We start from the raw sequence: 26,428 nt of genomic DNA, 5'->3' as shown, positions 1-26,428 counted from the left end.
GGTGGCTCCCCGTTTGGCTCCCATTGGCCCTCAGACAGCGAAAAGGGGCCTCGGATCAACTCCGAAACCCCTTGTCACCTGGTACTTCGTGGTGGAGATGAGGGGATTCGAACCCCTGACCCCCTCGATGCGAACGAGGTGCGCTACCGGACTGCGCCACAGGCCCTTGCAACGGGTGAAACATTAGCATCCCGAGCGGCCGAGTCGGAAATCCGCTCCCGCCCTGGTCAGCCGGGGGCCGTTACGGACCCCCGGCCGGCCGGTCATTCGTTGGCCGCGCGGGGGCGGTCGTCGTCCGCGTACTGGTCGAAGAGCGGGGTGCGGCCGTGGTCGCGGCGCGGGCGCTGCGGGGCGGTGCGCTGGCGGGGAGCCGGGGGCGGGGTCGGGTCGGCGGCCGTGGAGGAGCGGGCCGCGCTCCAGGTCTCCGGGTCCGTGATGTCGACGCCGCCCGAGGCGCGCGGGGCGACCGGCGCCGTGACGTACGTCGGCAGCGGGACCGGGACCGGGTCCCAGCTGTCGCCGCGGGCCGGGCCGCGATCGCGCTGCTGGTCCACCCACTCCGCGTGGTCCGTCTGCTCGACCAGCGCGCGGCGGTCCGCCTCCTGCGGGGAGACGGTCTGCTCGGGCGCGGGCGCGGCGGCCGGGGCGGGCGCCGGTTCGGGCGTCGGGGCGGGGCGGCGGCTCTCGCGCAGCCGGGCCGCGGCGGCCTCGGCGCTGCGGCGGTCCATCACGTAGACGAAGCGCCGCCGCTCCTGGGCGCGCAGATAGACGATGTACGCGCTCAGGAGCAGAGCCGGGATCGCCGGTGCCCAGAGGAAGGCGAGGCCGCCGACGGCCGCGACGATGGCACCGAGGGTGAAGGCGAGGAAGAGCATCACCGTGGTGCGCCGGCGCCGGGCGAGGACCTTGCTTCTCCGGGCCCGCTCGGCCGACGCGTTCGGCTTGGCGCGCAGGGCGGGCTTGGGGCCCTTGGCGGGGGCCGCCTGGGCCGAAGGGGCCTGGGCCGGGGCCGCCTGGGCCTGGGCCGGGGCCTGGGACTTGCCCGGGACGGGGGCCGGGGCCTTGGCCCGGTCCGAGGGGCTCGCGTCGGGGAACTCCAGGCGGGCTTCCGTCCTGGCCGCGGGCGCGCAGAAGCCCCGGACGTCGACCGAGCTCAGATGCTCTGTCTCCGCGTCCGGGTCCACGTCGGGCGCCACGCCGTCCGCCGCCCGTTCCCGGTCCCTCAGCTCCTTGGCGTAACGGCGCTCCATGCCCGCCCGTCCGGACAGCAGCCGGATGGCGGTGCTGAAGCGTTCCGTCGGACGGGCCTCGTTCAGCTCGTCCTGCCTGCGGAGCCACATCGGCACCAAGTAGGCGGCCCAGGCCCCGACGATGACTGCGTAGATGAGGCCGCTGCTGCTCACGCCTCACACGGTAGAGGGGTTCGGGTGAAGGCATCGGCCAATTGGCCCGGTGTGTCGCACGATCTGGCTGATATCACTGAAATTTTTTGTGATTCTTCAGATCGATTGACACCGTTCGGTGGTCAACTGTCGACTAAATTCGAACACTTATTGGATTCAATGGTGCTGCTGTCGACGGGTCGCCTGCGCCGTGTGCCAGCGGCGCAGCAGCCCCTCCGGCACCTCCTCCGCCGTCAGCGCGAAGACCAGATGATCCCGCCACGCGCCGTCGATGTGCAGATAACGGGGCCTCAGCCCCTCCTCCCGGAATCCCAATTTCTCCACGACCCGCCGGGAGGGGCCGTTCTCCGGGCGAATGCAGACCTCCATCCGGTGCAGCCCCACCGTGCGGAAGCAGTGGTCGACGGCGAGCGCGACCGCCGTCGGCATCACGCCGCGCCCGGCCACCGCGCTGTCCACCCAATAGCCCACGTGTCCCGAGCACATGGAGCCCCAGGTGATCCCGGCGACCGTCAACTGCCCGACCAGCTGCCCCTGGTACTCGATGACGAACGGCATCATCCGGCCCGCGTTCGCCTCCGCCCGCAGATGGCGCACCATCTGACGGTACGTCGGGCGCTGGGCCACCGGGCCGCCCGGACCGGCCGGCGGGACCGTCGCCTCCCACGGGCGCAGCCAGTCGCGGTTGCGCCGGTTCACCTCGCGCCAGGCCCGCTGGTCGCGCATCTTTATCGGGCGGAGCAGCACGTCGCCGTCCACCAGGACCACGGGCCAGGACGGGATCATGACTCCGGGCCCGCTTCCGCCGCCGGTCTCGGGTGGTCGCCGCCGCGGATCTGGTCCACCGCGTGGACGAGCAGCGGCTCAAGGACGGCGAGCCCGTCCCGTACGCCACCCGTCGAACCGGGCAGGTTGACGATCAGCGTGGCGCCCGCGACCCCGGCCAGGCCGCGGGAGAGCGCCGCCGTGGGCACCTTCTGCCGGCCGTACGCGCGGATCGCCTCCGGGATGCCCGGGATCTCGCGGTCGAGGACCCGCCGGGTGGCCTCGGGGGTCTCGTCGGTGGGCGAGATGCCCGTGCCGCCGGTCGTGACGATCGCGTCGTAGCCGGCCGCGACCCCGGCGCGCAGGGCCGCCTCGACGGGCGCGCCGTCGGGCACGACCTGCGGGCCCTCCACGGCGAAGCCCATCCGGCGCAGTCCGTCGGCGATCAGCGGACCGCCCTTGTCCTCGTAGACACCGGCGGCGGCGCGGTTGGAGGCGGTGACGACCAGGGCGGTGTACGAGCCCTTCGCCACCTGGCGCTCGGCAGCCTCGACGGGTGCCTCGTGGGCCTCATGAGCCTCGTGCCCGTGCTCGTGCTCGTGCTCGTGGGCTCCGATCACCCGGCCCGCCCGGGTCACGACTCGCCCCTGGTCCAGTGGCCGGACTTGCCGCCGGTCTTCTCCTCCACCCGTACGTCGGAGATGACCGCGCCCTTGTCGACCGCCTTCACCATGTCGACGACGGTCAGGGCCGCCACGGACACCGCGGTCAGGGCCTCCATCTCCACGCCCGTGCGGTCCGTGGTCTTCACGGTGGCGAGGATCTCCACGGCGTCGTCCGCGACGGTCAGGTCCAGCTTCACGCCCGAGACGGCCAGCGGGTGGCAGAGCGGGATGAGGTCCGGGGTCTTCTTCGCGCCCATGATCCCGGCGATCCGGGCGGTGGCGAGCGCGTCACCCTTCGGGACGCCCTCGCCGCGCAGCAGCTCGATCACGCGCGGCGACACCAGGACACGCCCGCTGGCGCGCGCGGTGCGCGCCGTGACGTCCTTGGCGGAGACGTCGACCATGCGGGCCGCCCCCGCCTCGTCGATGTGGGTGAGTCCTTGCTGCGTGCTCATGGCGGTGACACTCCCGGTCGCTCTGTGGGACGACACCGTACCCCCACCATGCGCCCCTCAGCCGAGGAGGACCACTTCCAGCTCCGTGCCGGGCGCCACCTCGGTCACCTCCTCCGGTACGACGAGCAGCGCGTCCGCGTGCGCGAGCGCCGCGATCAGATGGGAACCGGCCCCGCCCACGGGGGTGACGCTGCCGGACGCGGCGTCGTACCTCCCGCGCAGGAACTGGCGCCGCCCGGCCGGCGAGGTCAGCACCCGGTCCGCCTTGACGGCCGCGCGCACCCGGGGCCGCTGGGTGTCCGGCCGGTCGGCGAGGCCCATCAGGGCGCGGATCGCGGGCCGCACGAACAGCTCGAAGGAGACGTACGAGGAGACCGGGTTGCCCGGCAGGGCGAGCAGCGGGGTGTGCTCCGGGCCGATCATGCCGAAGCCCTGCGGCTTGCCCGGCTGCATGGCCAGCTTGCGGAAGTCGACCTCGCCGTCCGCCGTGAGCGCCTCCTTCACCACGTCGTACGCCCCCACGCTGACCCCGCCGGTGGTGACGATGAGGTCCGCGCGGATCAGCTGGTCCTCGATGGCGGCGCGCAGCGACTCGGCGTCGTCGGCGACCGCGCCGACCCGGTAGGCGATGGCTCCGGCGTCGCGCGCGGCGGCGGCGAGCGCGAAGCTGTTGGAGTCGTAGATCTGCCCCTCGGCCAACGGCTCGCCGGGCTGGGTCAGTTCGCTGCCGGTGGAGATCACGACCACGCGCGGGCGGGGACGCACCCGCACGGAGCCGCGGCCGATCGCCGCGAGCAGGCCGAGCTGCGGCGGCCCGAGGACCGTGCCCGCCGCGAGCGCCAGCTCCCCGGCCCGCACGTCGCTGCCGCGCGCCCGGACATGGGCCCGGGCCTCGGCGGACCGGTGCACCCGGACCTCGCCCTCGGCGCCCTCGGGGGCGGCGCTCGCCGGGCGCATGGTGCCGGCCGCGCCCCCGCCCGTACCGCCGTCGGTCCACTCGACGGGGACGACGGCCTCGGCGCCGGGCGGCAGCGGGGCGCCGGTCATGATCCGGGCGGCCTGGCCGGGCCCGACCTCGGGCAGCCCGCCGGCACCCGCGGCGACGTCGCCGATCACGGTGAGGACGGCGGGGAACTCCTCGCTCGCCCCGGCCACGTCGGCGACCCGCACCGCGTACCCGTCCATGGAGCTGTTGTCGAAGGGCGGCAGCGCGACCGGCACCGTGACGTCCTCGACGAGGACGCAGCCCTGGGCGTCGGGCAGCTGCAGCTCGATGGGTTCGAGCGGGGAGACCGCCGCCAGGATGTCGTCGAGGTGCTCGTCGACCGACCACAGGCCCCGGGTCGGGCCGGCGCAGGGGTCGGCGGGCCCCTCGCCGGAGTGGCCGTGGGCCGACGGTGCCGTTCCGCTGCTGCTCAAGGTCCTACATCTCCTCGCTGACGTAACTGCGGAGCCAGGTCCGGAAATCCGGCCCCAGGTCTTCACGTTCGCACGCCAGTCTGACAATGGCACGCAGATAGTCCCCGCGGTCGCCGGTGTCGTAGCGGCGGCCCTTGAAGACGACGCCGTGCACCGGGCCGCCGAACCCCTCGTCCTGCACCAGTCGCTGCAGCGCGTCGGTCAGCTGGATCTCGCCGCCGCGGCCCGGCTCGGTCTCCCGCAGTATCGCGAAGACGGCCGGGTCCAGGACGTAACGGCCGATGATGGCCAGGTTGCTGGGCGCCTCGGCCGGCTCCGGCTTCTCCACCAGGCCCGTCACCTTCACCACGTCCGCCTCGCCGGTGGCGGCGACCGCCGCACAGCCGTAGAGGTGGATCTGCGTCGGCTCGACCTCCATCAGGGCGATGACGCTGCCGCCGAACCGCTCGCGCACCTCGACCATGCGCGCGAGGAGCGGGTCGCGCGGGTCGATCAGGTCGTCGCCGAGCAGCACCGCGAAGGGCTCGTCGCCGACGTGCGGGGCGGCGCACAGCACCGCGTGGCCGAGGCCGCGCGGGGCGCCCTGGCGCACGTAGTGCATGGTGGCCAGGTCGCTGGACTCCCGGACCCGGGCGAGGCGTTCCTCGTCGCCCTTGCGGAGCAGCGCCTCCTCCAGCTCGTAGTTCCGGTCGAAGTGGTCCTCGAGGGGGCGCTTGTTGCGGCCGGTGATCATCAGGACGTCGGAGAGGCCGGCCGCGACGGCCTCCTCGACGACGTACTGGATGGCCGGCTTGTCGACGACCGGCAGCATCTCCTTCGGCGTCGCCTTGGTGGCCGGCAGGAACCGGGTGCCGAGGCCCGCTGCCGGGATGACAGCCTTGGTGAGGGGCGACGTCTGCGTCATGGCGAGCACCCTAGCCGTTCGGTATGAGAGGAATGTTGAGAGTCGTGGGAGTGGATCCGATCCAGGCGGAATCGACCGAGAAGGCGCTCTTGCGCCGCGCCCTGCTCGCCGCCCGCGCCGCGCTGGGCCCCGAGGACGTCGCGGCCGCCGCCGAGGCGCTGGCCTCTCACGCCCTCGAACTGCCCGAGCTGGCCGACGCCGGCACGGTCGCCGCGTACGTCTCCGTGGGGCGCGAGCCCGGGACGCGCGCGCTGCTCGACGCGCTGCGCGCGCGGGGCGTGCGGGTGCTGCTGCCCGTGCTGCTGCCCGACAACGACCTCGACTGGGCCGTCTACGAGGGGGCCGAGCGGCTCGCGAAGGCGGGCCGCGGGCTGCTCGAACCGGTCGGCGAGCGGCTCGGGCCGGACGCCGTCTGCGGCGCGGGGGCGGTGCTGCTGCCGGGCCTCGCGGTCGACGCGCGCGGCATGCGGCTCGGCCGGGGCGGCGGCTCGTACGACCGGGTCCTCGCCCGGCTCGTGCGGGCGGCGGCGGATCCGGCGCTCGTCGTGCTCCTGTACGCGAACGAGGTGGTCGCGCGGGTCCCGGAGGAACCGCACGACCACCCCGTGCACGCGGTGGTGACCCCGGAGGAGGTCCGGCGCTTCGCGTCGTAGCTCCTCCGGTTCTCCGGCTGGTGTCGTCCTGCTGTCTTACGGCTCCAGCTTGAGGGTGTCCTTGGTGGCGGCCTCGACCGCCGCCTGCCCGTACACCCAGTCGAGCAGCTCGCCCTTCACCCACTTGTCCGTCTGGTCGGTGTAGTGGCTGTTGAAGGCGTGGCCGGAGGCGCCGCTGAGGTTGATCCAGCGGGACTTGTCCCAGTCGCCGACGTTGACGACCATCCGCATCGACGGCACCCAGGTGACGTCGTAGCCGCCGGCCGCGTTCCAGCCGGTCGCGTTGACCGCGGCCTCGCCGCCGCCGACGTTCCACGGGCCGCGGTTGAGCAGCGTCCTGACGACGTCGGGGCCGCCGGTGCCGAGGGTCTGGTTGTTCAGGTTGAGCTGGTGCAGCCGGCCCCAGCTCCAGGTGGAGACGTCCTTGCCGAGCTTGGCGGTCAGCTCCCAGCGGGCGTCCTTCATGGCCTGCGCGAGCAGCTGGTCACGGGTCTCGGTGGGGGCGTTGAGCCGGTCACCCGGCGTCTTCCACCAGTGGTTCTTCTCCTGCTTCAGCAGCGGGCGGACCACCTCGTACCAGCGGTCGCCGCCGTCCGGCTGCGCGCTGTCGGGGTCGCGCTGGCCGCACTCGGTCACCAGCTTGTTCTGCTCGTCGACCGGGCCGGTGGTGTCGGAGACGCGGACGTTGATGCACTCGCCCTTGACGCGCAGCTCCTTGGGCAGCTTGTTGCCGAAGGCGAGCTTGAGGACGTTGCGCCAGACCGCGTTGAAGTACGCGGCCGCCGCCGAGTCCGGCTCCTGCTTGTAGTCCCAGCCTTCGAGGAGCTTCTGGGCCTCGCGGACCTGCGGGTCGGCGATGTCGATCTTCAGCAGGAGCGGGTTGAGCAGGGTCGCGATCTCGCTGCGGTTGTCCATCTGCAGCGTCTGCATGTCGTCCGGCGAGATCTTGCCGCCGTCCTTGGTCTTCGACTCGATGAGGTCGTTGATCCGCTGGCTGCGCGAGCCGTAGCCCCAGTCCCGGGTGAGCAGGTGGGGGTACTTCTTCTCGTCGATCACGGCCTGGTTGGCGGTGACGATGTAGCCGCGCTTGGGGTTGTACTCGTAGGGCAGCTCGGCGAAGGGGATGTAGCCCTTCCAGTCGTACTTCGAGTCCCAGCCGGGCGCGGGCATGGTGCCGTCGTAGCCCTTGGCGTCGGAGCGGACCGGGATCTTGCCGGGGGCCTGGTAGCCGATGTTGCCCTCGGTGTCGGCGTAGATCAGGTTCTGCGCGGGGACCTCGAAGTCCTTGGCGGCGGCCCGGAAGCTCTTGAAGTCCTTGGCGCGGTTGAGCTCGAAGACGGCGTCCATCGACTTGCCGGGCTGGAGCGCGGTCCAGCGCAGCGAGACGCCGTAGCCGGTGCCGCGGTCGGGGGCGGCGTTGCCGACGGGGGCGGAGCGGCCGACCTTCTCCAGCTCGGTGGAGCGGTCGGAGACGAGCGGGCCGTGCTCGGTGGAGCGGATGGTGATGGTGCGGCTGCCGCCGCCGGCGACCTTGATGGTCTCGTCGTGGACGGTGAACGGCTTGGTCTTGCCGTCGACGACGTAGCCGTCGGTGCCGACCTTCTCCAGGTAGAGGTCGGTGACGTCGGCGCCGAGGTTGGTGAAGCCCCAGGCGATGTCGTTGTTGTGGCCGATGATCACGCCGGGCATGCCGGAGAAGGTGTAGCCGGCGACGTCGTAACCGCAGGTGGCCGAGACGGTGCGGCAGTGCAGGCCCATCTGGTACCAGAGGGACGGCAGCATCGGCGCGAGGTGCGGGTCGTTGGCGAGCAGCGGCTTGCCGGAGGTCGTGTACCGGCCGGAGACGACCCAGGAGTTCGAGCCGATGCCGCTGCCGCTGGGGCCGAGCAGCGCCGGGATCTCGTCGAGGCTGTCGGAGAGCGCCGAGAGCTGGGACTGGATGCCCTGCGTGGCCGTGCCGTCGCCGGTGCCGGTGGTGCCGGCGGTGTCGCGCGGCTCGGCCTCGGGGTCGAACTTCCCGGTGATCTTGTCGACGGCGCCCTTGCCGACGATCGGCTGGTGCAGCGCGTACGGGTAGTCCGGGTAGAGCTGCGCGATCTCGCTCGGCTTCAGCCGGCTGGCCATCAGGGAGCGGTCGATCTCCTCCTGCATGTTGCCGCGCAGGTCCCAGGCCATGGCCTTGAGCCAGGCGACCGAGTCGACGGGCGTCCACGGCTCGATCGAGTAGTCGTTGGCGAGGGTGAGGGCCGCGTACTCGACGGAGATGTCGGACGGGTCCCGGTCCTTGAGATAGGCGTTGACGCCCTCGGCATACGCCTGGAGGTTCTTCTTGGTCTCCGGCGACAGGACCTTGTCGTACTCCTCCTGCGCGACCCGGCGCCAGCCGAGGGTGCGCAGGAACGCGTCGGTGTCGACCTGGCTCTTGCCGAACATCTCGGAGAGACGGCCGGCCGTCAGATGACGCCGGACGTCCATCTCGTAGAACCGGTCCTGCGCCTGGACGTAGCCCTGGGCGCGGAACAGGTCGGCCTCGTTGTCGGCGTAGATCTGCGGAACGCCGTAGGCGTCGCGCTTGACCTCGACGGGGCCGGAGAGCTTGTCGAGCTTGAGCGTCCCCGTGGTCTGCGGGAACGAGCCCCGGACGGTGTCGACGCCCCAGTATCCGCCGTACCCGATGCCGCCGACCAGGGCGAGGACCAGGACGAGGACGATCAGGCGGGCGCGCCGCCCCTTCTTCTTGGTGGGGGGCGCGGTCGTGTTGGAGGGCATCGCTGTCCTTCGAGGGGCAGGGTGGTCCTGGAGTACGGGAGCAACCTTAGGCGCAGCGTCCGAACGGCCCGGACGCGGAGTCAGGATGAAGACCGTACTTATCCGTACTGATGTACGTCCGACCATCAAGACGGCGTCAAGAAAGCGTTAAAGATTAGGTAAGGTAACGAAGTACCTGCGCCGGAGGAACGATCCGGTGACGCGGTCCGGCTGCGCGTGCGGCGCGCGAGGGGAAGGAACGGCCACTGACTGTCCACCAGCTCAACGAACTCCTGCTCATCAGCTCGCTCGTGCTGCTCATCGCTGTCGCGGCGGTGCGGATCTCGTCCCGCAGCGGGCTTCCCAGCCTGCTGCTCTACCTCGGGATCGGGATCGCCATGGGGCAGGACGGCATCGGCAACGTCGCCTTCGACAACGCCGAACTGACCCAGGTGATCGGCTATGCCGCCCTGGTGGTGATCCTGGCCGAGGGTGGCCTGGGCACCAAGTGGAAGGAGATCAAACCCGCGCTGCCGTCAGCCGTCGTGCTGTCGACCGTCGGCGTCGCGGTGAGCGTGGGCATCACGGCCGCGGGCGCGCACTACCTCGTCGGCCTGGAGTGGCAGCAGGCCCTCATCATCGGCGCCGTCGTCTCCTCCACCGACGCCGCCGCCGTCTTCTCCGTACTGCGCAAGGTCCCGCTGCCCTCCCGCGTCACCGGCGTCCTGGAAGCCGAGTCCGGCTTCAACGACGCCCCCGTCGTCATCCTCGTCGTCGCCTTCTCGACCGTCGGGGAGATCGACGCCGCCTGGTACGTCATCGTCGGGGAGATCGTCCTCGAACTCGCGATAGGCGCCGCCGTCGGCCTCGCCGTCGGCTTCCTCGGCGCCCTCGCGCTGCGCCACATCGCCCTGCCTGCCTCCGGCCTCTACCCGATCGCCGTCATGGCCATCGCCGTCGTCGCCTACGCCTCCGGCGCCATCGGCCACGGCTCCGGCTTCCTCGCCGTCTACCTGGCCGCGATGGTGCTCGGCAACGCCAAGCTGCCGCACGCCCCCGCCAACCGGGGCTTCGCCGAGGGCCTCGGCTGGATCGCCCAGATCGGCATGTTCGTCCTGCTCGGCCTGCTCGTCACCCCCCACGAGCTCGTCCACGACTTCTGGCCGGCGATAGTCATCGGCCTCGTCCTCACCATGGTCGCGCGCCCCACCTCGGTCCTCGTCAGCCTCCTTCCCTTCCGCATCCCCTGGCAGGAGCAGGCCCTGATGTCCTGGGCCGGCCTGCGCGGCGCGGTGCCGATCATCCTCGCCACCATCCCGATGGTGTCCGGGACCGCCGGCAGCGAGCGGATCTTCAACATCGTCTTCGTGCTCGTCGTCGTCTACACCCTGGTCCAGGGCCCGACCCTGCCCTGGCTCGCCAAGGCCCTCCGCCTCGGCGACCGGGCCGAGGCCGCCGACCTGGGCGTCGAGTCCGCCCCGCTGGAGCGGCTGCGCGGCCACCTGCTCTCCGTGGCGATCCCGGACGACTCCAGGATGCACGGCGTCGAGGTCGCCGAGCTCCGGCTGCCCGCCGGCGCCGCCGTCACCCTGGTCGTCCGGGACGAGAAGAGCTTCGTCCCCGGCCCCGCCACGGTGCTGCGGCGCGGCGACGAACTCCTCGTCGTCGCCACCGACCCGGTCCGCGACGCCGCCGAACGCCGCCTGCGGGCGGTCGACCAGGGCGGCAAGCTCGCCGGCTGGCTCGGCACCGGCGGTGCCACCGCCGTGGCCGCCCCGGAACACCGCCGTGGCCCCCATCGAGGCCCGTTCCGGCGAACATCCGGTTAATCCCAGGCATTAATTCAGGTTCCAGGGCGTTTTCCCAGGCGGGAAGACGCCCTTCCCTGTACCATGAAGGCACACCTGATCGAACCAACTCTGCCTGACGCAGAGCTGGCGCGACCGTATGGCGGCCGAGGCACCCCTGCAGTGGGTCCCGGTATCTACCGCAGTTCCGCGCAAGAGGACAGCTCTCGGCGAGCCCGCACCACCGTGCCCGGGACCGCTACCAGGCGGCAGAAAGGCCAGGACCGTGGCGTCCACGGTCGTCACCGAGAAGCGTCCCGGTTACGGACAGCTCCTGCGCACCCCCGGCGCTCTCTCCTTCCTGCTTCCGGGCTTCGCCGCCCGACAGCCGTTCGCGATGCTGACCATCGGCATCGTCCTGCTCGTCCAGCACACCTCCGGCTCCTACGGCACCGCCGGCGCCGTCGCCGCCGCGACCGGCGTCTCCATGGCGCTCTTCGCCCCGCAGAGCGGCAAGCTCGCCGACCGCTTCGGCCAGCGGGCCGTCCTCGTCCCCGGCGTGCTCGTGCACACCGTCTCCGTCTCCCTTCTCGTCGCGCTGGCCCTGGCCGGCGCCCCGCTGTGGGCCCTCTTCCTCGCGGCCATCCCCTCCGGCGCCTCCGTGCCGCAGGTCGGCCCGATGGTCCGCGCCCGGTGGGCGGCGAAGCTGGACGGCACGCCCCTGATGCCGACCGCCGCCGCCTTCGAGTCGGTGACCGACGAGTTCACCTTCGTCGTGGGCCCGGTCCTGGCCACCGCCCTGTGCACCGGCATCCACCCGGCCGCCGGCCTGATCGCCGAGGCCGCCCTCACCCTGGTCGGCGGCCTGTTCTTCGCCGCCCAGCGCCGCACTCAGCCCGCCCACGGCCTGACCGCCGCGGCCGGCCACTCCGACGAACCGCGCCGCTCGGCCCTGTCCGTGCCCGGCGTCCGCGTCCTCGTCGTCGCCTTCCTCGGCATCGGCTCGGTCTTCGGCGGCATGCAGGTCTCCCTGACCGCCTTCTCCGAGGAGATCGGCAACCCGGGCGTCAACGGCCTGCTCTACGGCGTCTTCGCCGCCGGCAACATGCTCGCCGGCATCGCGATGGGCGCCATCGCCTGGAAGATCGGCCCGCGCCGCCGCCTGATCCTGGGCTACACCGGTCTCACCGTCGCAGCCTCCCTTCTCTGGTCCGCACACTCCGTCCTGCTGCTCGGCGCCCTCGGCCTGGTCGTGGGTCTGTGCATCGCCCCGGCCCTGATCACCGGCTACACCATCGTCGAGACCCTGGTCCCGGCCACCGCCCGCACCGAGGCGTTCACCTGGCTGACCGGCGCCGTGGCGCTGGGCCAGGCCGCCGCCGTCACGGTCGCCGGCCGGCTCGCCGACGCCCACGGCGCGAGCACCGGCTTCCTGGTGCCGCTGGCGGGCACGCTGCTCGCCCTCGTCACCCTGCTCGCCCTCCGCTCGCACCTCCACCCCCGGGCGACGAGCCGGGTCGCCGCACGTGGTATCGGTCACCGAGTTCCGGTGTCGGTGGACTGAACCGACGGAATACGTCACTATGGATCGTCGTTAGCACTCGATGAGTGTGAGTGCCAGGAGGAAGACAAGTGCCGACCTACCAGTACCAGTGCACCGAGTGCGGCGAGGGCCTCGAGGCGGTGCAGAAGTTCACGGATGACGCCCTGACCGAGTGCCCGAACTGCAAGGGACGCCTGAAGAAGGTGTTCTCCGCGGTTGGCATCGTGTTCAAGGGTTCCGGCTTCTACCGGAACGACAGCCGCGGCTCGTCGTCCAGCAGCTCGCCCGCGTCGTCGAAGTCCTCCACGACCTCGTCGGCCACCTCCTCGTCGGCCACGTCGACGTCTTCGTCGTCCTCCTCGGACTCGAAGCCGGCGGCCTCGTCGAACACCCCGGCGGCCTGACCTCCTTTCCACAAGGACCCGTAGGCCCGAAGATCCACCCGATGCCCTGCCGCCTCGCGCGGCGGGGCTTTCGGCGTTTTCGTACGCGGGACGCACCCGCTCGGAACTGCCTGATCCCGCGGGCCGGGGGGCGGCTGCCCGCGGGAACCGGACTGACTCCAGCGTCCCCGGCCCGCCCCGCCGCGGCAATCGCTCGACGGAGTGAGGAAGTTGTCCACAACTGCCGAGTAGTCCACAGGCCCGAGCAGGATCGCCCCGACCGCGGGACGGTGAGTGCGGTTCGCCGGACCGTCCGGCGAACCGCACGTCACGACAGGCGGTTGCGCGATGACCACAGACTCCTGCTTCCCCCACACCCGCACCTCGGTGCCCGCGCCGTGCGGGGTGCCGCAGTTCGACCCGCTGCGCGTGCGCGGCGCGCGGCTACGGCTGAGCCGGGCCTTGCGCCGCAAGCGGCGGGCGCCCGCCGCGGTCCTCGCGATGACGGCCGCCGCGCTCGCGGCGACCGGAGCGGCCGGTGCCGAGGACCTGACCCCGCAGCCCCCGCCACCTCCCGCGCACGCGCCGCACCGGCCGGCCGCCGTGCCGCTGGTGTCCGCCCCGGTGCGGATCGCCGACGCGGCGACCGTCCGGCTGCTCAGGCCCGGCGACCGGGTGGACGTGATCGCCGCGCCCAACGCGCCGATGGGCGCCGGCGGCGAGGCCCGCGTGGTGGCCTCGGGCGCCCGAGTGGCAGAGGTGCCGCAGCCGGGTGACCCCCGTGCGGACGGCGGGGCGTTGATCGTCCTGTCCGTGCCACGACCGACGGCGACGGCGCTCGCCGGGGCGGGCATCACGTCCCAGCTGGCGGTGACGCTGTGCTGATTCGCACTGACGGTCTGTCAAGTAACCGTCCCGTGTGTACGGATTGGACGCCTCTGTGCCGATCACGGCGTAATGGCTCCGCACACAGCAGCACACGCGACGAAAGGCACCTTGGTGGCCGAGAAGAAGGAAAGCTTGCTGGGAGGCTTCAAAGCCTTTCTGATGCGCGGCAACGTGATCGATCTGGCGGTGGCCGTCGTCATCGGTGCCGCGTTCACCAACATCGTGAACTCGGTGGTCAAGGGCATCATCAACCCGATCGTGGGTGCCTTCGGCACGAAGGACCTGGAGGGCTACGCGTCCTGCCTCAAGTCCCCCTGCAAGGTGGTCAACGGCGAGATGCAGGGCATCCAGATCCAGTGGGGTCTGGTCCTCAGCGCCGTTCTCAGCTTCGTGATCACGGCGGCGGTCGTCTACTTCCTGATGGTCCTGCCCATGGCGAAGATCCTCGCCAAGCGCGCCGCGCAGGAGAAGGCGAAGGAAGGCGTCCAGGAGACCCTGGAGGTCAGCGAGCTGGAGGTACTCAAGGAGATCCGCGACCACCTGGTCGCCCAGCGCGGTCCGGCCGTGAACAACACGGGTGTGGGCTCCCATGCCGGCGGCGGCGCCGGGGCGCACTCCACCTCCTGACCGACGGCTTGCGTCGGCGTCAGAGGTGGTGCGGCGGCTTCTCGTCGAGGAAGCGCGCGAGGTCGGCGGCGCTGTCACCGCCGGCTGGAGGCCGCTCGCCCCACCCGCGGTCCGTGTCGTCCGCGGACTGCTGGTCCAGCGGATCGTCGAAGATCAGTGCCGGCCTGGGTTGCGATTCGGGTACGGAGCCGGTCCGCTTCGCTGTTCGCGGTCCGTGGGCGGGGGCGGTGCTCATGTACTCAGGGTACGCCGGGATCACCGCCTCGCACCCGGCTGATCTGCGGGATCGCGGTCAGCGCCCCGGCGGTGTCCCGGGGCCCATCGGTGGTCAGGAGCCCGCCAGTGGTCAGGAGGCCTCCGGTGCTCAGGAGCCCGCCGGTGGTCAGGAGCCCGCCGGTGGTCAGCGGTCCTTCGGGTCGAGCAGCCACAGGCCGAGGACCACGAGGAACGACAGGACGAGGAACCCCGCACCCCACCAGGCGGTGCCGGTGTCGCCGGCCATCCACTCGTCGACGACGACGGTCAGTCCCCACATCTGGCCGATGACCACGGTGAGGGAAAGGGCCAGCCGGGCGGAGAGCTTCGAGGAGCGCTCGGGCTCCTGCTCGGTACCGGCTCCCGGGCCGGGACCGGTGTGCCGGATCCGCGGGTCGCCGTAGCCGCTGGTGGGACGGATCTGGGGGTAGCGCTCGTGGACCGGGCGGTTGAGCCGGGGCTGGGCGCTGCCGGGGGTGTAGTCGGGCCGTGGCGGCAGGTCCCGCGAGGGACCGTTCGGCGGGGTGCCGTCGGGCGGCGTGCGTTCCGGGGGACGCGGGGCGGCCGGATCCGGGGGGAACGAGGTGCCGGTCATGGGCGTTCGCTCCCCTCGGCGCCGGCGAGGCCGCGGCAGAAGCGGAGTGCGTCACCCTGTTCGCGGCACAAGCCCTCCTGGGCGGTCTCGCCGGAGCGGGCGGTGCCGATGGCCCAGACGCTGCCGTCGGCCTGTTCGATCAGAAGCACCTTGGGCAGGGGTCGCGGCGGCGGGCCGGCGGTGACCTCTCCCGTTCGGGCGTCGAAGACACCTTCGTGGCAGGGGCAGTACAGCTCGCCCTCGCTCCCCCGCTCCTTCCGCCACAGCACCGCGCAGGCCAGATGAGTGCAGACGGCGGAGTAGCCCCTGAGGGCGCCGTCGGCCGTGCGGACGGCGATGGCACGGTCCTCGTCGCCCGGGTAGCGGAAGGCGAGGGACTCGCCGGGGAGGATGCGGTCGGCGATCCTCTTCGGCTGGGGAGCGCCGTCACTGTCGCCGTGCCGGTGGAGGATGCCGGAGGCCACGCCGACACCGCCGACGGCCAGGCCGCCGGAGACGGTCGCGACGATGCGCAGGTAGTCGCGGCGGGTGGTGAGGGAGTCGGCGGCGATCCGGTCGTGGAGCGCCTCCTGCGCGGCGTCGAAGTCTCCGGATCCGGAACCCGAGCCCGGGCCGAAGCCGGAGCCGGAACCCGAGCCCGGGCCGAAGCCGGAGCCGGAACCCGAGCCCGGGCCGAAGCCGGAGCCGGAGCCCGAGCCGGAGCCGGAACGCGGGCCGGAGCCGCCCGAGCCCGGGCCGGCGGGAGGTTGCTCGGTGAGGCTCATCGGACATCCACTCCGTTGACTTCGACGATGGGCAGGCCGCCGGGGACAGGCCACTGGACCTTGTCGGCGGGGACGACCATGGCCACTCCGGTGGAGACGGTGGTGGAGCCGAAGGTGAAGGAGTCGGCGACCTGGACACCGGGGCGTTCGGCGCGGAGTTCGTCGAGGGTGCCGTAGAAGAGGGCGCCGGTGGGGCAGACCGTGGCGCACATGGGGGCGAGGCCGTAGGCGGTGCGGTCGTAGCAGAGGTTGCACTTCATCTGGAGCTTCGCCCGGAGGTCGATCTTCGGTACGCCGAAGGGGCAGGCGTTGACACAGTTGGCGCAGCCGATGCAGCGGGTGGTGTCGGCCTGCTGCACCACGCCGTCGGCGGTCACCAGGATCGCGTCGGCCGGACAGACCTCGGCGCAGGGTGCGACCGGGTCCTCGCAGTGCATGCAGACGGTGGGAAGGGAGGCGACGGAGTGGCCCTCGTCGGGGTAGTCGAGGTGGATCATCGACTTGCCGCGGTGAGAGTCGCATTCACGGCAGGCGGAGACACATGCCTGGCAGCCGATGCAGCGGCCCGGGTCGATGAAGATCGTGCGGCCCATCATGTGCGGCGTCAGCTCCTCTCCGAGGTGCCACGGCCCTGGGGAGACGTGGGGGGCAGCGGGTCGGGGCGGGAGACCTGGGTCGCCGGATAGGCGACCTGGCCGGGCGCGACGGGCGGCGGAGGCACCTCGTCGACCCGTTCGGCGGGCTCGACGCGGGCGGCGCAGACCTTGTACTCGGGGATCTTGGAGCGGGGGTCGAGGGCGTCGACGGTGAGCGCGTTGGCGGCGGTGGGCACGGGCCAGTGGTAGGGGACGAAGACGGTGTCGGGGCGGATGGCCTCGGTGACCAGGGCGGGGAAGACCTCGCTGCCGCGGCGGGTGACGACGCGGACCGGGTCGCCGTTGCGGAAGCCGTGGGAGGGGTGGACCTCGACCCAGGGGCGCGGGGTCTGTTCGACGAGGGCGCCGAGGCGCCGGGTCTGGTTGCCGGAGAGGAAGTGGGCGACGGTGCGTCCGGTGGTGAGTGAGAGGGGGTATTCCTCGCTGTACGGGTCCATGGGCGGGTGCCATTCGACGACCTGCAGGTGGATCTTGCCGTCGGCGTGGTAGGTGCGGCCGTCCTCGAAGAGGCGGGGGGTGCCGGGGTGGTCGACGGTGGGGCAGGGCCAGGCGATGCCGCCGGTCTCCTCGAGGCGTTCGTAGGTGATGCCGTAGTAGTCGTTGACCGTTCCGGCGGACGCGACGCGGAGCTCCTCGAAGACGGCGCGGGAGTCGGGGAAGGCGAACTTGTCGCCGGCACCGAGCCGTCTGGCGAGTTCGCAGATGACCCAGGTGTCGGTGCGGACGCCGGCGGGTGGTTCCTGGGCCTTGTTGTGCTTGACGACCCGGGCCTCGGCGTTGGCCATGACGCCTTCGTCCTCGGCCCAGACGGTGACGGGGAGGACGACGTGCGCGTTGGCGGCGGTCTCGGAGAGGAAGAAGTCGAACTGGGCGTGGAACTCGGTGGTGTCGTAGCCGTTCTTGACCGTGGCGTAGTTCGGGAGGGAGACGAAGGGGTTGTTGCAGATACCGATGAGGCCGCGGATCTCGCGGCGCTGCATCTGCCAGACCATCTCCATCATGGAGGTGCCGGCGGGCGGGAGCTCGGATTCCTCGATGCCCCAGATCTCGCAGATCTGACGGCGGTGTTCGGGGTCGGAGATGGAGCGTCCGCCGGGCAGCAGGTCGGACTTCTGGCCGTGTTCACGGCCGCCCTGGCCGTTGCCCTGGCCAGTGATGGTGCCGTAGCCGGCGCCGGGGCGGCCGATGTTCCCGGTGGCGACGCACAGGTTGATGATCGACAGGCAGTTCTCGACGCCCTGGGAGTGGTGTTCGACGCCGCGGGCGTGCCAGGCCATGGCCTTGTCGGCGCCGGCGAACATGCGGGCGACCTGGACGATCTGCTCCGCGGGGACGCCGCAGATCTCGGCGGAGCGGGCGGGCGGGTAGTCGGCGACGGTCTTCCTGACCTCGTCCCAGCCGGTGGCGCGGGCGGCGAGGTACGCCTCGTCGGTGAGGCCCTCGGCGACGACGACGTGGAGGACGGCGTTGAAGAACGCGGAGTCGGTGCCGGGCTTGAGGGCGACGTGGACGTCGGCGGTGCGGGCGATGGCCGTCTCGCGGGGGTCGACGACGATCATCGTGGCGCCGCGGTCCCGGGCGCCCCAGAGGTACTGGGTCATCACGGGGAAGCATTCGCCGACGTTGGAGCCGGCGATGAGGAGGCAGTCGGTGAGGAGGATGTCGGAGAAGGGGTTGCCGGCCCGGTCGATGCCGAAGGAGAGCTTGTTGGCTCCGGCGGCGGAGACCATGCACAGCCGGCCGTTGTAGTCGACGTGGCGTGTCTTGAGGGCGACCCGGGCGAACTTGCCGACGAGGTAGGTCTTCTCGGAGAACAGGCTGGCGCCGCCGAGCAGGCCGAAGGCGTCGTTGCCGTACGCGGCCTGGATGCGGCGGATCTCGGAGACGGTGAAGTCGAGCGCCTCCTCCCAGCTGACGTCGCGGAAGGGTTCGTCGCGGCTGCGGCGCATCAGCGGGGCGGTGAGCCGGTCGGGGTGGTTGACCTGCTGGTAGGCGTTGATGCCCTTGGGGCAGAGCCGCATCCGGTTGATGTCGTGGTTGCGGGGTTCGACGCCGAAGACCTTGCCGCCGTGGTCGACGCGCAGATACATGCCGCACTGCACGCCGCAGAAGCAGCAGTGGGTGGGAACGAGGGTCTCGCCGTTCTGGTCGGCGTGCCAGCGGTCGGCGGGGATGCCGCCCGCGTCACGGAAGTCGCGGGTACCGGGCGGGGCGACGGCGGGGTCAAGAGGCAGTGGGGAGGTCACTTGAAGCCCTTCTTGACGTGGGTGAGATAGGCGTTGCCCCGCAGGACGCGCTTGCAGCGCGGGCAGTACTCGGCCCATTCGTCGAAGTCGAGCCGCAGGTCGCGCATGGTGCCCCGGAGGTTCTCGACGTAGGGGGCGGTGTCGATGGCTTCGCCGCAGCGGCGGCAGGCGAGCAGCTGCGCGCCGGAGTCCTCCGTGAGCTCGCCGTCCGCGCGGCGGGCGGTGTACTTGAACAGCTGCATGCCGACGGCGGCGGGCCGCTGGACGATGTGGAAGAACTTGCCGAAGGGGAGGTAGATGAGGGTGAAGACCACCGACACCATGTGCAGGATCGCCAGGAACTGGTAGCCGCCGCCGTGCAGGAAGATCGAGGAGAAGGTGAGCAGCAGGCCGGTGACGGAGATGACGATCAGGGCGATCAGCGGCACCAGGTCATAGGCGAAGCGCTGGCCGGTGACGGCTCCGCGGTCCTTCATACGCCGCCACAGGAAGAAGCAGGCGCCCGGGATGACGAGGGCGGCGGCGACGTCCAGGCCGTGGAACATGAGCCAGCCGACGACGTTCAGCGAGTCGAAGCCGAGGACCTTGAACCCCCAGATACGCATCTCGTAGCCGGGACCCGAGCCGGTGGAGGAGGTGAAGGTGAACCAGCCCCAGGTCAGCGGGAAGGTGATCAGGGCGGCGAGCACGCAACCCCAGAAGATCAGTTGGTGGGCGGCCCAGCGGGCGTGGGAGCGGGCGCCGAGGAACTTCTGGAAGCCGAGGTAGGTGACGATCATCCGGGGCAGCGCGGTGGGTGCCCTGCGGAAGTTGTCGGCGGAGAAGAAGGACCGCCAGCCCTGCGTGAAGAGCCGGCGGGCACCGGGTGCGGAGACCCAGACGGTGTAGCGGTGGGCGACGCCGAAGGCGAGGAAGACGGTCGCGACCGCGTACGGGAGGAGGGCGGAGTCGAAGTCGCGCAGCAGCCGGCTGCCGAAGACGATCGCGAGGATCAGCAGGACGGAGACCGTGACCCCGGCGAGGGTGGCACGGCGGCGCACCTGCGCGGGCGTCTGCAGAGGCCGGTCCCCCTGGGTGGGCGGGGGCTCGGCCGGTGCGGGCGGAGGCTCGGCGGGGGCCTGCTGTGGCTCGATCACGCGGCCACCATAAGTTGATCTACGCCCTTACGCCCGTTTTGCCACAGGGGCGGGTGAGTCTCCGCACGGAGACGGAGCGCCGTGGCCTCCCGCCGGGTCACCTCCGCGTCTGCTGTTCTGGGGGCATGACACAACCCTTTCTTCCCCTCACCGCCCGCGCTCGCGACGAGGCGCACCGGGCCGCCACGCCGCTGGAGCTGTTCTTCGACCTCTGTTTCGTCGTGGCCGTCGCGCAGGCCGGGGCCGAGCTCGTGCATGCCGTCGCGGAGGGGCATACCGGGTCCGGAATCCTGAACTACGCGATGGTGTTCTGGGCGATCTGGTGGGCCTGGATGAACTTCACCTGGTTCGCCTCGGCGTACGACAACGACGACGTGCTCTACCGGGTGGTCACGCTCGTCCAGATCGCGGGCGTGCTGGTGCTGGCCGCCGGGGTCTCGCGGGCGTTCGAGGACCACGACTTCCTGGTCGTCTACATCGGCTACGTCGTCATGCGCCTCGCGCTCTCCTCGCAGTGGCTGCGCGCCGCGCACCACGCCACCGACACCGCCGAGCGGGCGATGTGCCGCCGTTACGCCACCGGGGTCCTCGCCTGCCAGATCGGCTGGACGGCGCTCCTCCTCGCGCCCGAGGACGCGCGGCCATGGGTGTTCCTGGTGATGGCGATCGCGGAGATGGCCGTGCCGATGTACGCGGAGAAGGACGTGACCACCTCGTGGCACCCGCACCACATCGCCGAGCGGTACGGCCTGTTCACGATCATCGTGCTCGGCGAGTCGATCGCGGCGGCGACCGTCGCCGTGAAGTCGGGCGTGACGGAGAACGACGCCCTGACCGAGGTACTGCCGATCGCCGCCGGCGGGCTGCTGATCGTCTTCGCCGCCTGGTGGATCTACTTCGTCGTGCCCGCCCACGACCGGCTCGCCTCCAACCGGGAGGGATTCCTGTGGGGTTACGGCCACTACCTGATCTTCACCTCCGCCGCCGCGATCGGCGCCGGCATCGAGATCGCGGTCGAGCAGGCCGTCGGCAAGGCGCACATCTCCACCCTGGCCGCGTCCTCCGCCGTGACCATCCCGACGGCGGTCTTCCTGCTCTGCGTGTGGTTCCTGCACGCCCGCTACTTCAAGGTCGGCATCGCCCAGCAGCTCGTGCTTCCGGTCTCGTCCCTCGCCATCCTGATGTGCTCGTTCGCCGGTCACTGGGCCGTGCTGGCCGCCGGTCTCGTCGCCGCCGCGACCGTGGCCGTCGGAGTGACCCTCACAGCCACGAACCCGGCCACCAATCCGGCCGCCCGCTCCGCCTCCTGACCGTCGGGCCGAACCGACCGACCGTCCGACCGACCGTGGACCGACCGCCCGACCGACCGATCGCCGGACCGACCGTCAGATGTCTCGGCCACAATGCGTCGCATGATCTTCCGGCTTCTCGGCCCGCTCACCGTGTCCGGCACCCCCGCCGCCGGCGGCCCCCGCGCCCGGGCCCTGCTCGCACTGCTCCTGCTCGACGCGGGCCGGACGGTCACCGCGGAACGCCTCCTCGACGGGCTGTACGGCGACGAGCCCCCGGCCGGCGCCGCCAACGCCCTCCAGTCACAGGTCTCGCGCCTGCGCCGGACGCTCCCGGACGGAGTCGGGGTCGAGCACTCCCCCGCCGGGTACCGCCTGACCGGGGCCGACGCCGACGAGGTGGACGCCCTCCGGTTCGAGCGGCTGGCCCGGGAGGGCGCCCGGGCCGGCGCGGCCGGGGATCCCGTACGGGCGGAGGGGCTGCTGCGCGAGGCGCTCGCGCTGTGGCAGGGGGCCGCGCTCGCGGACGTACGGGAGGCTCCGTACGCCGATGGGCAGGCGGCCCGGCTCGACGCGCTGCGGCTCGACGCCCTGGAGGAGTGGGCCGCCGCGCTGCTCGCCGCGGGCGGCGACCCCGCCCCGCTCGCCCGGGAACTGGCTCAGGCCTCGGCGGCGCATCCGCTGCGCGAGCGGCTGCGGGCGCTGCAGATGCGGGCGCTCGCGGGCGCGGGACGACAGGCGGAGGCGCTCGCCGTGTACGAGGAGGTGCGCGGGGCGCTCGCCGAGGAGCTGGGCGCGGATCCGGCGGAGGAGCTGACGGCGGCGCATCTCGCCGTGCTGCGGGGCGAGGAGTCCGGGGCGGCCCGTCCGGTGCCAGCAGCCCCGCCGCCCTCCCGGCTGCCCGCCCCGCTCACCGACTTCGTCGGCCGGGAGCGCGAACGGGATCAGCTGCGCGCCCTCTTGAGCACCGCGCGCCTGTCGACCCTGGTCGGCCCGGGCGGCGCCGGCAAGACCCGGCTCGCCCTCGAAGCCGTCAACGGCGGCGGAAACGCAAAGGGAAACGCAAAGGGAAACGCAAACGGAATCGGAATCGGAAACGGCCGAGGAGACGACGAGGCCGTGTTCGTGGATCTGGCGGCCGTCGGCCCCGGCGAGGTGGTGGGGGCGTTCGCGCGCGCCGTGGGGGTACGGGACGCCGGCCCGCACGGGCTCGTGCGCGCGCTCGCGGACCGGTCGGCGCTGCTCGTCGTCGACAACTGCGAGCACGTGGTTGCGGAGGCGGCCGGGCTGATACGGGAGTTGCTGGCCGGCTGCCCCGGGCTGCGGGTCCTCGCCACCAGCCGGGAGGCTCTCGGCATCACGGGCGAGTCGCTGCTGCCGCTCGGCGCGCTCGCGCCGGACGCGGCGGAGGAGCTCTTCGTACGGCGCGGGGCGGCGGCCCGGCCCGGTTTCGCCGGGCACGCGCGCGTACCGGAGATCTGCGCGGCCCTGGACGGGCTCCCGCTGGCCCTGGAGCTGGCGGCGGCCCGTCTGCGCAGCCTCACCGTCGACCAGATCGCCGACCGGCTCGGCGAACACCTCGGCCGGCATGGCGACGAAGGGCCCGGCGGGCGAATCGGCCGACATTCCGACGAACAGCACGGCTGGCGAATCGGCCGGCATGTCGGCGAGCGGACCGACAAGCGGCCCGACAAGCGGATCGACGAAGGGCCGGGGGACCGCTTCCGGTTGCTCTCACGAGGTGACCGCACCGCGCCCGAGCGGCACCGGACGCTGGCCGCCGTCGTCGAGTGGAGCTGGGAGCTCCTGGACGCGGAGGAACGAGAACTCGCGGCGCGCTTCTCGGTGTTCCGGGGCGGCGCGACGGCCGAGGCCGTGGCCCGGGTGTGCGGGGTGGAGCAGGCGGACGCGGAGGACGTCCTGGCCTCGCTCGCCGAGAAGTCCCTGGTGGAGGCGGGCGACTTCGACACCGGCGCGGTCCGCTACCGGATGCTGGAGACCGTACGGGCCTACGCCGCCGGCCGGCTCCCCGCCGACGACCCCGCGCCCGCCGCCCACACCGCCCACTACCTGGCCCTCGCTCGCGCCGCCGACCCCCATACGCGCGGCCCCGCCCAGCTCGACTGGCTCGCCCGCCTCGACGCCGAGGACCCGAACCTCCGCGTCGCGCTGCGCCGCGCGACGGCGCACGCCCCGGCGGACGCGCTCCGCCTGGTGGCCGCGCTCACCCCGTACTGGTGGCTGCGCGGCTTGCGCGGCCAGGTCGCGGGCCTCGCGGCGGAACTCCTCGACGCGGCCGAGTGCGCCGGCCTCGACTCCGAGACGGCCGGGTTCGACGAGGAGTACGTGCTGTGCGTCCTCGCGGCCGGTGCCGGAGCGGAGGGCTCCCATCCGCGCGGCCCCGACCCGGAGCGCCTCGCCCGTGCCCGCACCCTGCTCACCTCCCGTACGGAACCCCTCCGCCAACCCTTCACCGCCTTCCTGTGGGCCACGGCGACCGGGCCGGAGACTGGGCCCGAGGCCCGCCTTCCGCTGCCGGACGACGCCTGGACGCGGGCGCTCGGGTTCGCGGGCCAGGGGCATCTGGCGCTCGAACGGGGCGACCGGCAGGCGGCGCGGGCCGCGCTGACCGAGGCCCTGGCGGGCTTCCGGGCTCTCGGCGAGCGCTGGGGCACGGCCACCGCGCTCGAAGGACTCGGTGCGCTCGCCCCGGACCCGCTGCCGCTGTTCGCCGAGGCCCTGGAGCTCTTCGAGTCGCTGGGAGTCGCGGAGGACATCGTGGACCTGCTGTGCCGGCGGGCCGCCGTCCACGAGGCGGCGGGCGAGGCCGGGCCGGCGGCGGCCGACCGGGGCCGGGCGGCGGAGGTGGCCCGGCGGGCGGGACTTCCGGAGCTCCGCTGACGCCCGCCACGGGTCCCTGTCAGCGGCCATCAGCGGCCGTCAGGTGCGGTCAGGGGCGCCAGGGGGCGGTCAGCGGCGTCAGGTGCGGTCAGCGGCGTCAGGGGCGCAGGGGCCGTAAGCGGACGTCAGCGGGCGTCAGCGGCCCGTGCGCGTCCCGTCAGCGGCCCCGGCGACTCTCTCCCTGTCGCGGCGAACGCCCGACACCACACCCCTTCAAGGGACCCTCAAGGGAGAGCCACCATGCAGAACAACGCCACCACCTCCAACACCCGCACCGCCCTCGTCACCGGCGCCTCCCGTGGCATCGGGCGGGCCATCGCCCTCCGCCTGGCACGGGACGGGCTGCTCGTCGCCGTGCACTACGGGTCCGACGCGGCCGCCGCGCAGGAGACCGTGGACCTGATCGCCGCGGAGGGCGGCCGGGCGTTCTCGGTCGGGGCCGACCTCGGGTCGTACGAAGGGGTGCTCGCGCTCGTCGACGGCGTGCGGGCCGGGCTCGACGCCCACACTCCAGACGCCGAGCGGGCCGGCCTCGACGTGCTCGTCAACAACGCGGCCGTCACGTCGTCCGGCGGGTACCTGCAGGACGAGACGGTCGAGCAGTTCGATCGCCTGTTCGCGGTCAACGTCCGGGCCCCGTTCTTCCTGGTGCAGCAGTTGCTGCCGCTGCTGCGGGACGGCGGCAGCATCGTCAACATCGGTTCCGGCGTCACCCGGATCGCGCTCGCCGACGAGCTGGCCTACGCCATGTCGAAGGGCGCGATGGAGACCTTCACCCGCACCCTGGCGAACGTCGTCGGCGCCCGCCGGATCACCGTCAACACCGTCGCCCCGGGCCCGACGCAGACCGCCGCGCTCACGGCCGCGCTCGCCGCGATGCCGCAGCTGGAGCAGATGCTGATCGGCGGGCAGGCGCTGCCGTGGGTCGGGCAGCCGGAGGACATCGCGGACCCGGTGGCGTTCCTGGCGTCGCCGGAGGGCCGCTGGATCACCGGCACCGTGATCGACGCCTCGGGCGGCACGTACCTGGGTCCCAAGCGCTGACATCCGTGCTACGCAGGTGACATGACGGAGCTGAACGCCTCTCTCGACGCACTGACGGACGTGGCCGGCCTGCGGGTCGGCCACGCGCGCGTACCGGGCGCCGGGGCGCTGTCCGGTACGACGGTGGTCCTCGCGCCTGAGGGCGGGATGACGGCCGCCGTGGACGTACGGGGCGGGGGCCCCGGCACGCGGGAGACGGACGCGCTCGACCCGCGCAACCTGGTGGAGCGGATCGACGCCGTGGTCCTGACCGGCGGCAGCGCGTACGGGCTCGACGTGGCCGGCGGGGTGATGGCCTGGCTGGAGGAGCAGCGGCGCGGGGTGCGGGTCGGGCCGGATCCGGCGCACGTGGTGCCGGTCGTGCCGGCCGCCTGCGTCTTCGACCTGGGCCGGGGCGGTGACTTCGCGGCCCGGCCGGACGCCTCGACGGGCCGAGCGGCGGTGGAGGCGGCGGCCGCGACGGCGGCACACGCGCCCGTGGTGACGGGCGCGGTGGGCGCGGGCACCGGGGCGGTGGTCGGCGGGCTCAAGGGCGGGGTGGGGACGGCGAGCACCGTCCTGGAGTCGGGGATTACGGTCGGCGCGCTGGTGGTCGTGAACGCGGTGGGCGCGGCGATCGATCCGGAGACGGGCGTTCCGTACGGCGCCTACTTCTCCTCCGGCGCCCTGACGGGGGCGGGACGCCCCGCCTATCCCGATCCGGCCGTGCACGAGGCGGCGCGGCGCCGCCTCGCGGAGGCCCGGGCCAGGCTCGCGCCGCCGCCGATGAACACGACGCTGGCGGTGGTGGCGACGGACGCGTCGCTGACCCGCGCGCAGGCGCAGAAGTTCGCGGGGACGGCGCACGACGGCATCGCGCGCGCCGTCCGTCCGGTGCATCTGCTCAACGATGGCGACACGGTGTTCGCCCTCGCGACGGGGGCGCGCGAACTGCCGTCCGCGCCGGGGCCACTGGCGCTCAACGAGATCCTCGCAGCGGGCACGGACGCCGTCACACAGGCCATCGTCCGGGCCGTGCTCGCACCGGCCGCCGGGATCTCGGGGCCGGGCGGGGACTTCCCGGCGTACCGGGAGCTCTACGGCGACGCGCAGGCGGACGCGTACGGCACGGGCTGAGCCGACACGCTGGCCCGAGCCGTACGGCGACTAGCCCGGCGCCCCGACTGCCGGTATACCAAGGGAAGTTGAAGAAAACACTCGGGGGGCGCGGAAACTCAATGTGCGCCCCGTTCGTTTTCCCGAACGCCGGACACGATGTCAGACCCAGGGACTACGTTTAGCAAGCATCAAGTGACATGCGGC

Annotated in this window: 23 protein-coding genes; 10 read left to right on the top strand and 13 right to left on the bottom strand. The window is 72.4% G+C overall.

The annotated features are described in order from the left end of the window. Nucleotides 1–263 precede the first annotated feature (263 nt). From sepX to galU, 6 genes are all read right to left on the bottom strand, one after another. A complete protein-coding gene (gene sepX, locus ACWEJX_RS13030; protein WP_451607509.1) occupies nucleotides 264–1,403 on the bottom strand; it encodes a divisome protein SepX/GlpR in 1,140 nt (379 codons plus the stop codon). 156 nt (nucleotides 1,404–1,559) lie between these two features. Next, nucleotides 1,560–2,189 carry a GNAT family N-acetyltransferase gene (locus tag ACWEJX_RS13025; protein ID WP_451607508.1) on the bottom strand — a complete coding sequence of 210 codons (630 nt, stop codon included), beginning with the start codon at nucleotides 2,187–2,189 and terminating at the stop codon, nucleotides 1,560–1,562. Beyond that, the gene (locus tag ACWEJX_RS13020; protein WP_451607514.1) at nucleotides 2,186–2,701 is read right to left on the bottom strand and encodes a MogA/MoaB family molybdenum cofactor biosynthesis protein; all 516 of its coding nucleotides are present in this window, start codon (nucleotides 2,699–2,701) and stop codon (nucleotides 2,186–2,188) included. The genes ACWEJX_RS13025 and ACWEJX_RS13020 overlap by 4 nt, the downstream gene beginning before the upstream one ends. 101 nt (nucleotides 2,702–2,802) lie before the next feature. After that, the gene (gene moaC, locus ACWEJX_RS13015) at nucleotides 2,803–3,288 is read right to left on the bottom strand and encodes a cyclic pyranopterin monophosphate synthase MoaC (protein WP_451607507.1); all 486 of its coding nucleotides are present in this window, start codon (nucleotides 3,286–3,288) and stop codon (nucleotides 2,803–2,805) included. A gap of 57 nt (nucleotides 3,289–3,345) precedes the next feature. Then, nucleotides 3,346–4,707: a molybdotransferase-like divisome protein Glp gene (gene glp, locus ACWEJX_RS13010; protein ID WP_451607506.1), complete on the bottom strand. Its 1,362-nt coding sequence runs from the start codon at nucleotides 4,705–4,707 to the stop codon at nucleotides 3,346–3,348. A gap of 4 nt (nucleotides 4,708–4,711) precedes the next feature. Further along, a complete protein-coding gene (galU, locus tag ACWEJX_RS13005; RefSeq protein ID WP_451607505.1) occupies nucleotides 4,712–5,611 on the bottom strand; it encodes a UTP--glucose-1-phosphate uridylyltransferase GalU in 900 nt (299 codons plus the stop codon). 44 nt (nucleotides 5,612–5,655) lie between these two features. On the opposite strand from galU, the gene ACWEJX_RS13000 reads away from it, so the two are divergent. Beyond that, the gene (locus ACWEJX_RS13000; RefSeq protein WP_451607504.1) at nucleotides 5,656–6,264 is read left to right on the top strand and encodes a 5-formyltetrahydrofolate cyclo-ligase; all 609 of its coding nucleotides are present in this window, start codon (nucleotides 5,656–5,658) and stop codon (nucleotides 6,262–6,264) included. Between the two features lie 36 nt (nucleotides 6,265–6,300). Here the strand turns inward: ACWEJX_RS13000 and ACWEJX_RS12995 are convergent, their stop codons facing one another. Continuing rightward, the gene (locus tag ACWEJX_RS12995; protein ID WP_451607503.1) at nucleotides 6,301–9,033 is read right to left on the bottom strand and encodes a penicillin acylase family protein; all 2,733 of its coding nucleotides are present in this window, start codon (nucleotides 9,031–9,033) and stop codon (nucleotides 6,301–6,303) included. A 245-nt stretch (nucleotides 9,034–9,278) separates the two neighbouring features. Between ACWEJX_RS12995 and ACWEJX_RS12990 the strand changes: the two genes are divergently transcribed. The 5 genes from ACWEJX_RS12990 to mscL all read left to right on the top strand — a co-directional run bounded on the left by ACWEJX_RS12990 (nucleotide 9,279) and on the right by mscL (nucleotide 14,240). Then, nucleotides 9,279–10,841 carry a potassium/proton antiporter gene (locus ACWEJX_RS12990; protein WP_451607513.1) on the top strand — a complete coding sequence of 521 codons (1,563 nt, stop codon included), beginning with the start codon at nucleotides 9,279–9,281 and terminating at the stop codon, nucleotides 10,839–10,841. A 244-nt stretch (nucleotides 10,842–11,085) separates the two neighbouring features. Further along, on the top strand, nucleotides 11,086–12,363 hold the full coding sequence (locus ACWEJX_RS12985) for an MFS transporter (RefSeq protein WP_451607502.1): 1,278 nt from the start codon (nucleotides 11,086–11,088) through the stop codon (nucleotides 12,361–12,363). Nucleotides 12,364–12,431: 68 nt separating this feature from the next. Next, on the top strand, nucleotides 12,432–12,746 hold the full coding sequence (locus ACWEJX_RS12980) for an FmdB family zinc ribbon protein (RefSeq protein WP_451607501.1): 315 nt from the start codon (nucleotides 12,432–12,434) through the stop codon (nucleotides 12,744–12,746). A gap of 327 nt (nucleotides 12,747–13,073) precedes the next feature. Continuing rightward, entirely contained in the window at nucleotides 13,074–13,610 is a 537-nt protein-coding gene (locus ACWEJX_RS12975; RefSeq protein WP_451607500.1) for a hypothetical protein, read from the top strand. 114 nt (nucleotides 13,611–13,724) lie between these two features. After that, nucleotides 13,725–14,240, top strand: coding sequence for a large conductance mechanosensitive channel protein MscL (mscL, locus tag ACWEJX_RS12970; RefSeq protein ID WP_451607499.1), 516 nt, complete (start codon nucleotides 13,725–13,727; stop codon nucleotides 14,238–14,240). A 19-nt stretch (nucleotides 14,241–14,259) separates the two neighbouring features. On the opposite strand, the gene ACWEJX_RS12965 is transcribed toward mscL, so the two are convergent. The 6 genes from ACWEJX_RS12965 to ACWEJX_RS12940 all read right to left on the bottom strand — a co-directional run bounded on the left by ACWEJX_RS12965 (nucleotide 14,260) and on the right by ACWEJX_RS12940 (nucleotide 19,892). After that, on the bottom strand, nucleotides 14,260–14,475 hold the full coding sequence (locus ACWEJX_RS12965; RefSeq protein WP_403800455.1) for a hypothetical protein: 216 nt from the start codon (nucleotides 14,473–14,475) through the stop codon (nucleotides 14,260–14,262). A 165-nt stretch (nucleotides 14,476–14,640) separates the two neighbouring features. Further along, nucleotides 14,641–15,090: a hypothetical protein gene (locus tag ACWEJX_RS12960; RefSeq protein WP_451607498.1), complete on the bottom strand. Its 450-nt coding sequence runs from the start codon at nucleotides 15,088–15,090 to the stop codon at nucleotides 14,641–14,643. Then, entirely contained in the window at nucleotides 15,087–15,854 is a 768-nt protein-coding gene (locus tag ACWEJX_RS12955; protein WP_451607497.1) for a QcrA and Rieske domain-containing protein, read from the bottom strand. The genes ACWEJX_RS12960 and ACWEJX_RS12955 overlap by 4 nt, the downstream gene beginning before the upstream one ends. Beyond that, on the bottom strand, nucleotides 15,851–16,450 hold the full coding sequence (locus ACWEJX_RS12950) for a 4Fe-4S dicluster domain-containing protein (RefSeq protein WP_451607496.1): 600 nt from the start codon (nucleotides 16,448–16,450) through the stop codon (nucleotides 15,851–15,853). Before ACWEJX_RS12950 ends, ACWEJX_RS12955 begins: the two co-directional genes overlap by 4 nt. Before the next feature lie 8 nt (nucleotides 16,451–16,458). Further along, nucleotides 16,459–18,756, bottom strand: coding sequence for a molybdopterin oxidoreductase family protein (locus tag ACWEJX_RS12945; protein WP_451607495.1), 2,298 nt, complete (start codon nucleotides 18,754–18,756; stop codon nucleotides 16,459–16,461). Continuing rightward, nucleotides 18,753–19,892 carry an MFS transporter gene (locus tag ACWEJX_RS12940; RefSeq protein WP_451607494.1) on the bottom strand — a complete coding sequence of 380 codons (1,140 nt, stop codon included), beginning with the start codon at nucleotides 19,890–19,892 and terminating at the stop codon, nucleotides 18,753–18,755. The genes ACWEJX_RS12945 and ACWEJX_RS12940 overlap by 4 nt, the downstream gene beginning before the upstream one ends. Nucleotides 19,893–20,017: 125 nt before the next feature. Between ACWEJX_RS12940 and ACWEJX_RS12935 the strand changes: the two genes are divergently transcribed. From ACWEJX_RS12935 to ACWEJX_RS12920, 4 genes are all read left to right on the top strand, one after another. Then, nucleotides 20,018–21,202 (top strand): low temperature requirement protein A, encoded by a 1,185-nt coding sequence (locus tag ACWEJX_RS12935; RefSeq protein WP_451607493.1) that lies wholly within the window; start codon nucleotides 20,018–20,020, stop codon nucleotides 21,200–21,202. A gap of 102 nt (nucleotides 21,203–21,304) precedes the next feature. After that, nucleotides 21,305–24,082 (top strand): BTAD domain-containing putative transcriptional regulator, encoded by a 2,778-nt coding sequence (locus ACWEJX_RS12930; RefSeq protein ID WP_451607492.1) that lies wholly within the window; start codon nucleotides 21,305–21,307, stop codon nucleotides 24,080–24,082. Between the two features lie 240 nt (nucleotides 24,083–24,322). Next, a complete protein-coding gene (locus tag ACWEJX_RS12925) occupies nucleotides 24,323–25,126 on the top strand; it encodes an SDR family oxidoreductase (protein WP_451607491.1) in 804 nt (267 codons plus the stop codon). A 21-nt stretch (nucleotides 25,127–25,147) separates the two neighbouring features. Further along, nucleotides 25,148–26,242: a P1 family peptidase gene (locus ACWEJX_RS12920; protein ID WP_451607490.1), complete on the top strand. Its 1,095-nt coding sequence runs from the start codon at nucleotides 25,148–25,150 to the stop codon at nucleotides 26,240–26,242. Nucleotides 26,243–26,428: the final 186 nt, after the last annotated feature.

The organism is Streptomyces sp. NPDC004788 (genome assembly GCF_053601115.1).
Note: the sequence above shows the minus strand (reverse complement) of the source record. Positions and strands in the feature narration are given on the sequence as shown.

Bases quoted from the DNA above. Each gene is read 5' to 3' on its own strand.
- ACWEJX_RS12925 (WP_451607491.1), top strand. From the start codon at position 24,323: ATGCAGAACAACGCCACCACCTCCAACACCCGCACCGCCCTCGTCACC.
- ACWEJX_RS12935 (WP_451607493.1), top strand. From the start codon at position 20,018: ATGACACAACCCTTTCTTCCCCTCACCGCCCGCGCTCGCGACGAGGCG.
- ACWEJX_RS12975 (WP_451607500.1), top strand. From the start codon at position 13,074: ATGACCACAGACTCCTGCTTCCCCCACACCCGCACCTCGGTGCCCGCG.
- ACWEJX_RS12930 (WP_451607492.1), top strand. From the start codon at position 21,305: ATGATCTTCCGGCTTCTCGGCCCGCTCACCGTGTCCGGCACCCCCGCC.
- galU (WP_451607505.1), bottom strand. From the start codon at position 5,611: ATGACGCAGACGTCGCCCCTCACCAAGGCTGTCATCCCGGCAGCGGGC.
- ACWEJX_RS12995 (WP_451607503.1), bottom strand. From the start codon at position 9,033: ATGCCCTCCAACACGACCGCGCCCCCCACCAAGAAGAAGGGGCGGCGC.
- ACWEJX_RS12950 (WP_451607496.1), bottom strand. From the start codon at position 16,450: ATGATGGGCCGCACGATCTTCATCGACCCGGGCCGCTGCATCGGCTGC.
- ACWEJX_RS13025 (WP_451607508.1), bottom strand. From the start codon at position 2,189: ATGATCCCGTCCTGGCCCGTGGTCCTGGTGGACGGCGACGTGCTGCTC.
- moaC (WP_451607507.1), bottom strand. From the start codon at position 3,288: ATGAGCACGCAGCAAGGACTCACCCACATCGACGAGGCGGGGGCGGCC.
- ACWEJX_RS12920 (WP_451607490.1), top strand. From the start codon at position 25,148: ATGACGGAGCTGAACGCCTCTCTCGACGCACTGACGGACGTGGCCGGC.
- ACWEJX_RS12960 (WP_451607498.1), bottom strand. From the start codon at position 15,090: ATGACCGGCACCTCGTTCCCCCCGGATCCGGCCGCCCCGCGTCCCCCG.
- ACWEJX_RS12965 (WP_403800455.1), bottom strand. From the start codon at position 14,475: ATGAGCACCGCCCCCGCCCACGGACCGCGAACAGCGAAGCGGACCGGC.
- ACWEJX_RS12955 (WP_451607497.1), bottom strand. From the start codon at position 15,854: ATGAGCCTCACCGAGCAACCTCCCGCCGGCCCGGGCTCGGGCGGCTCC.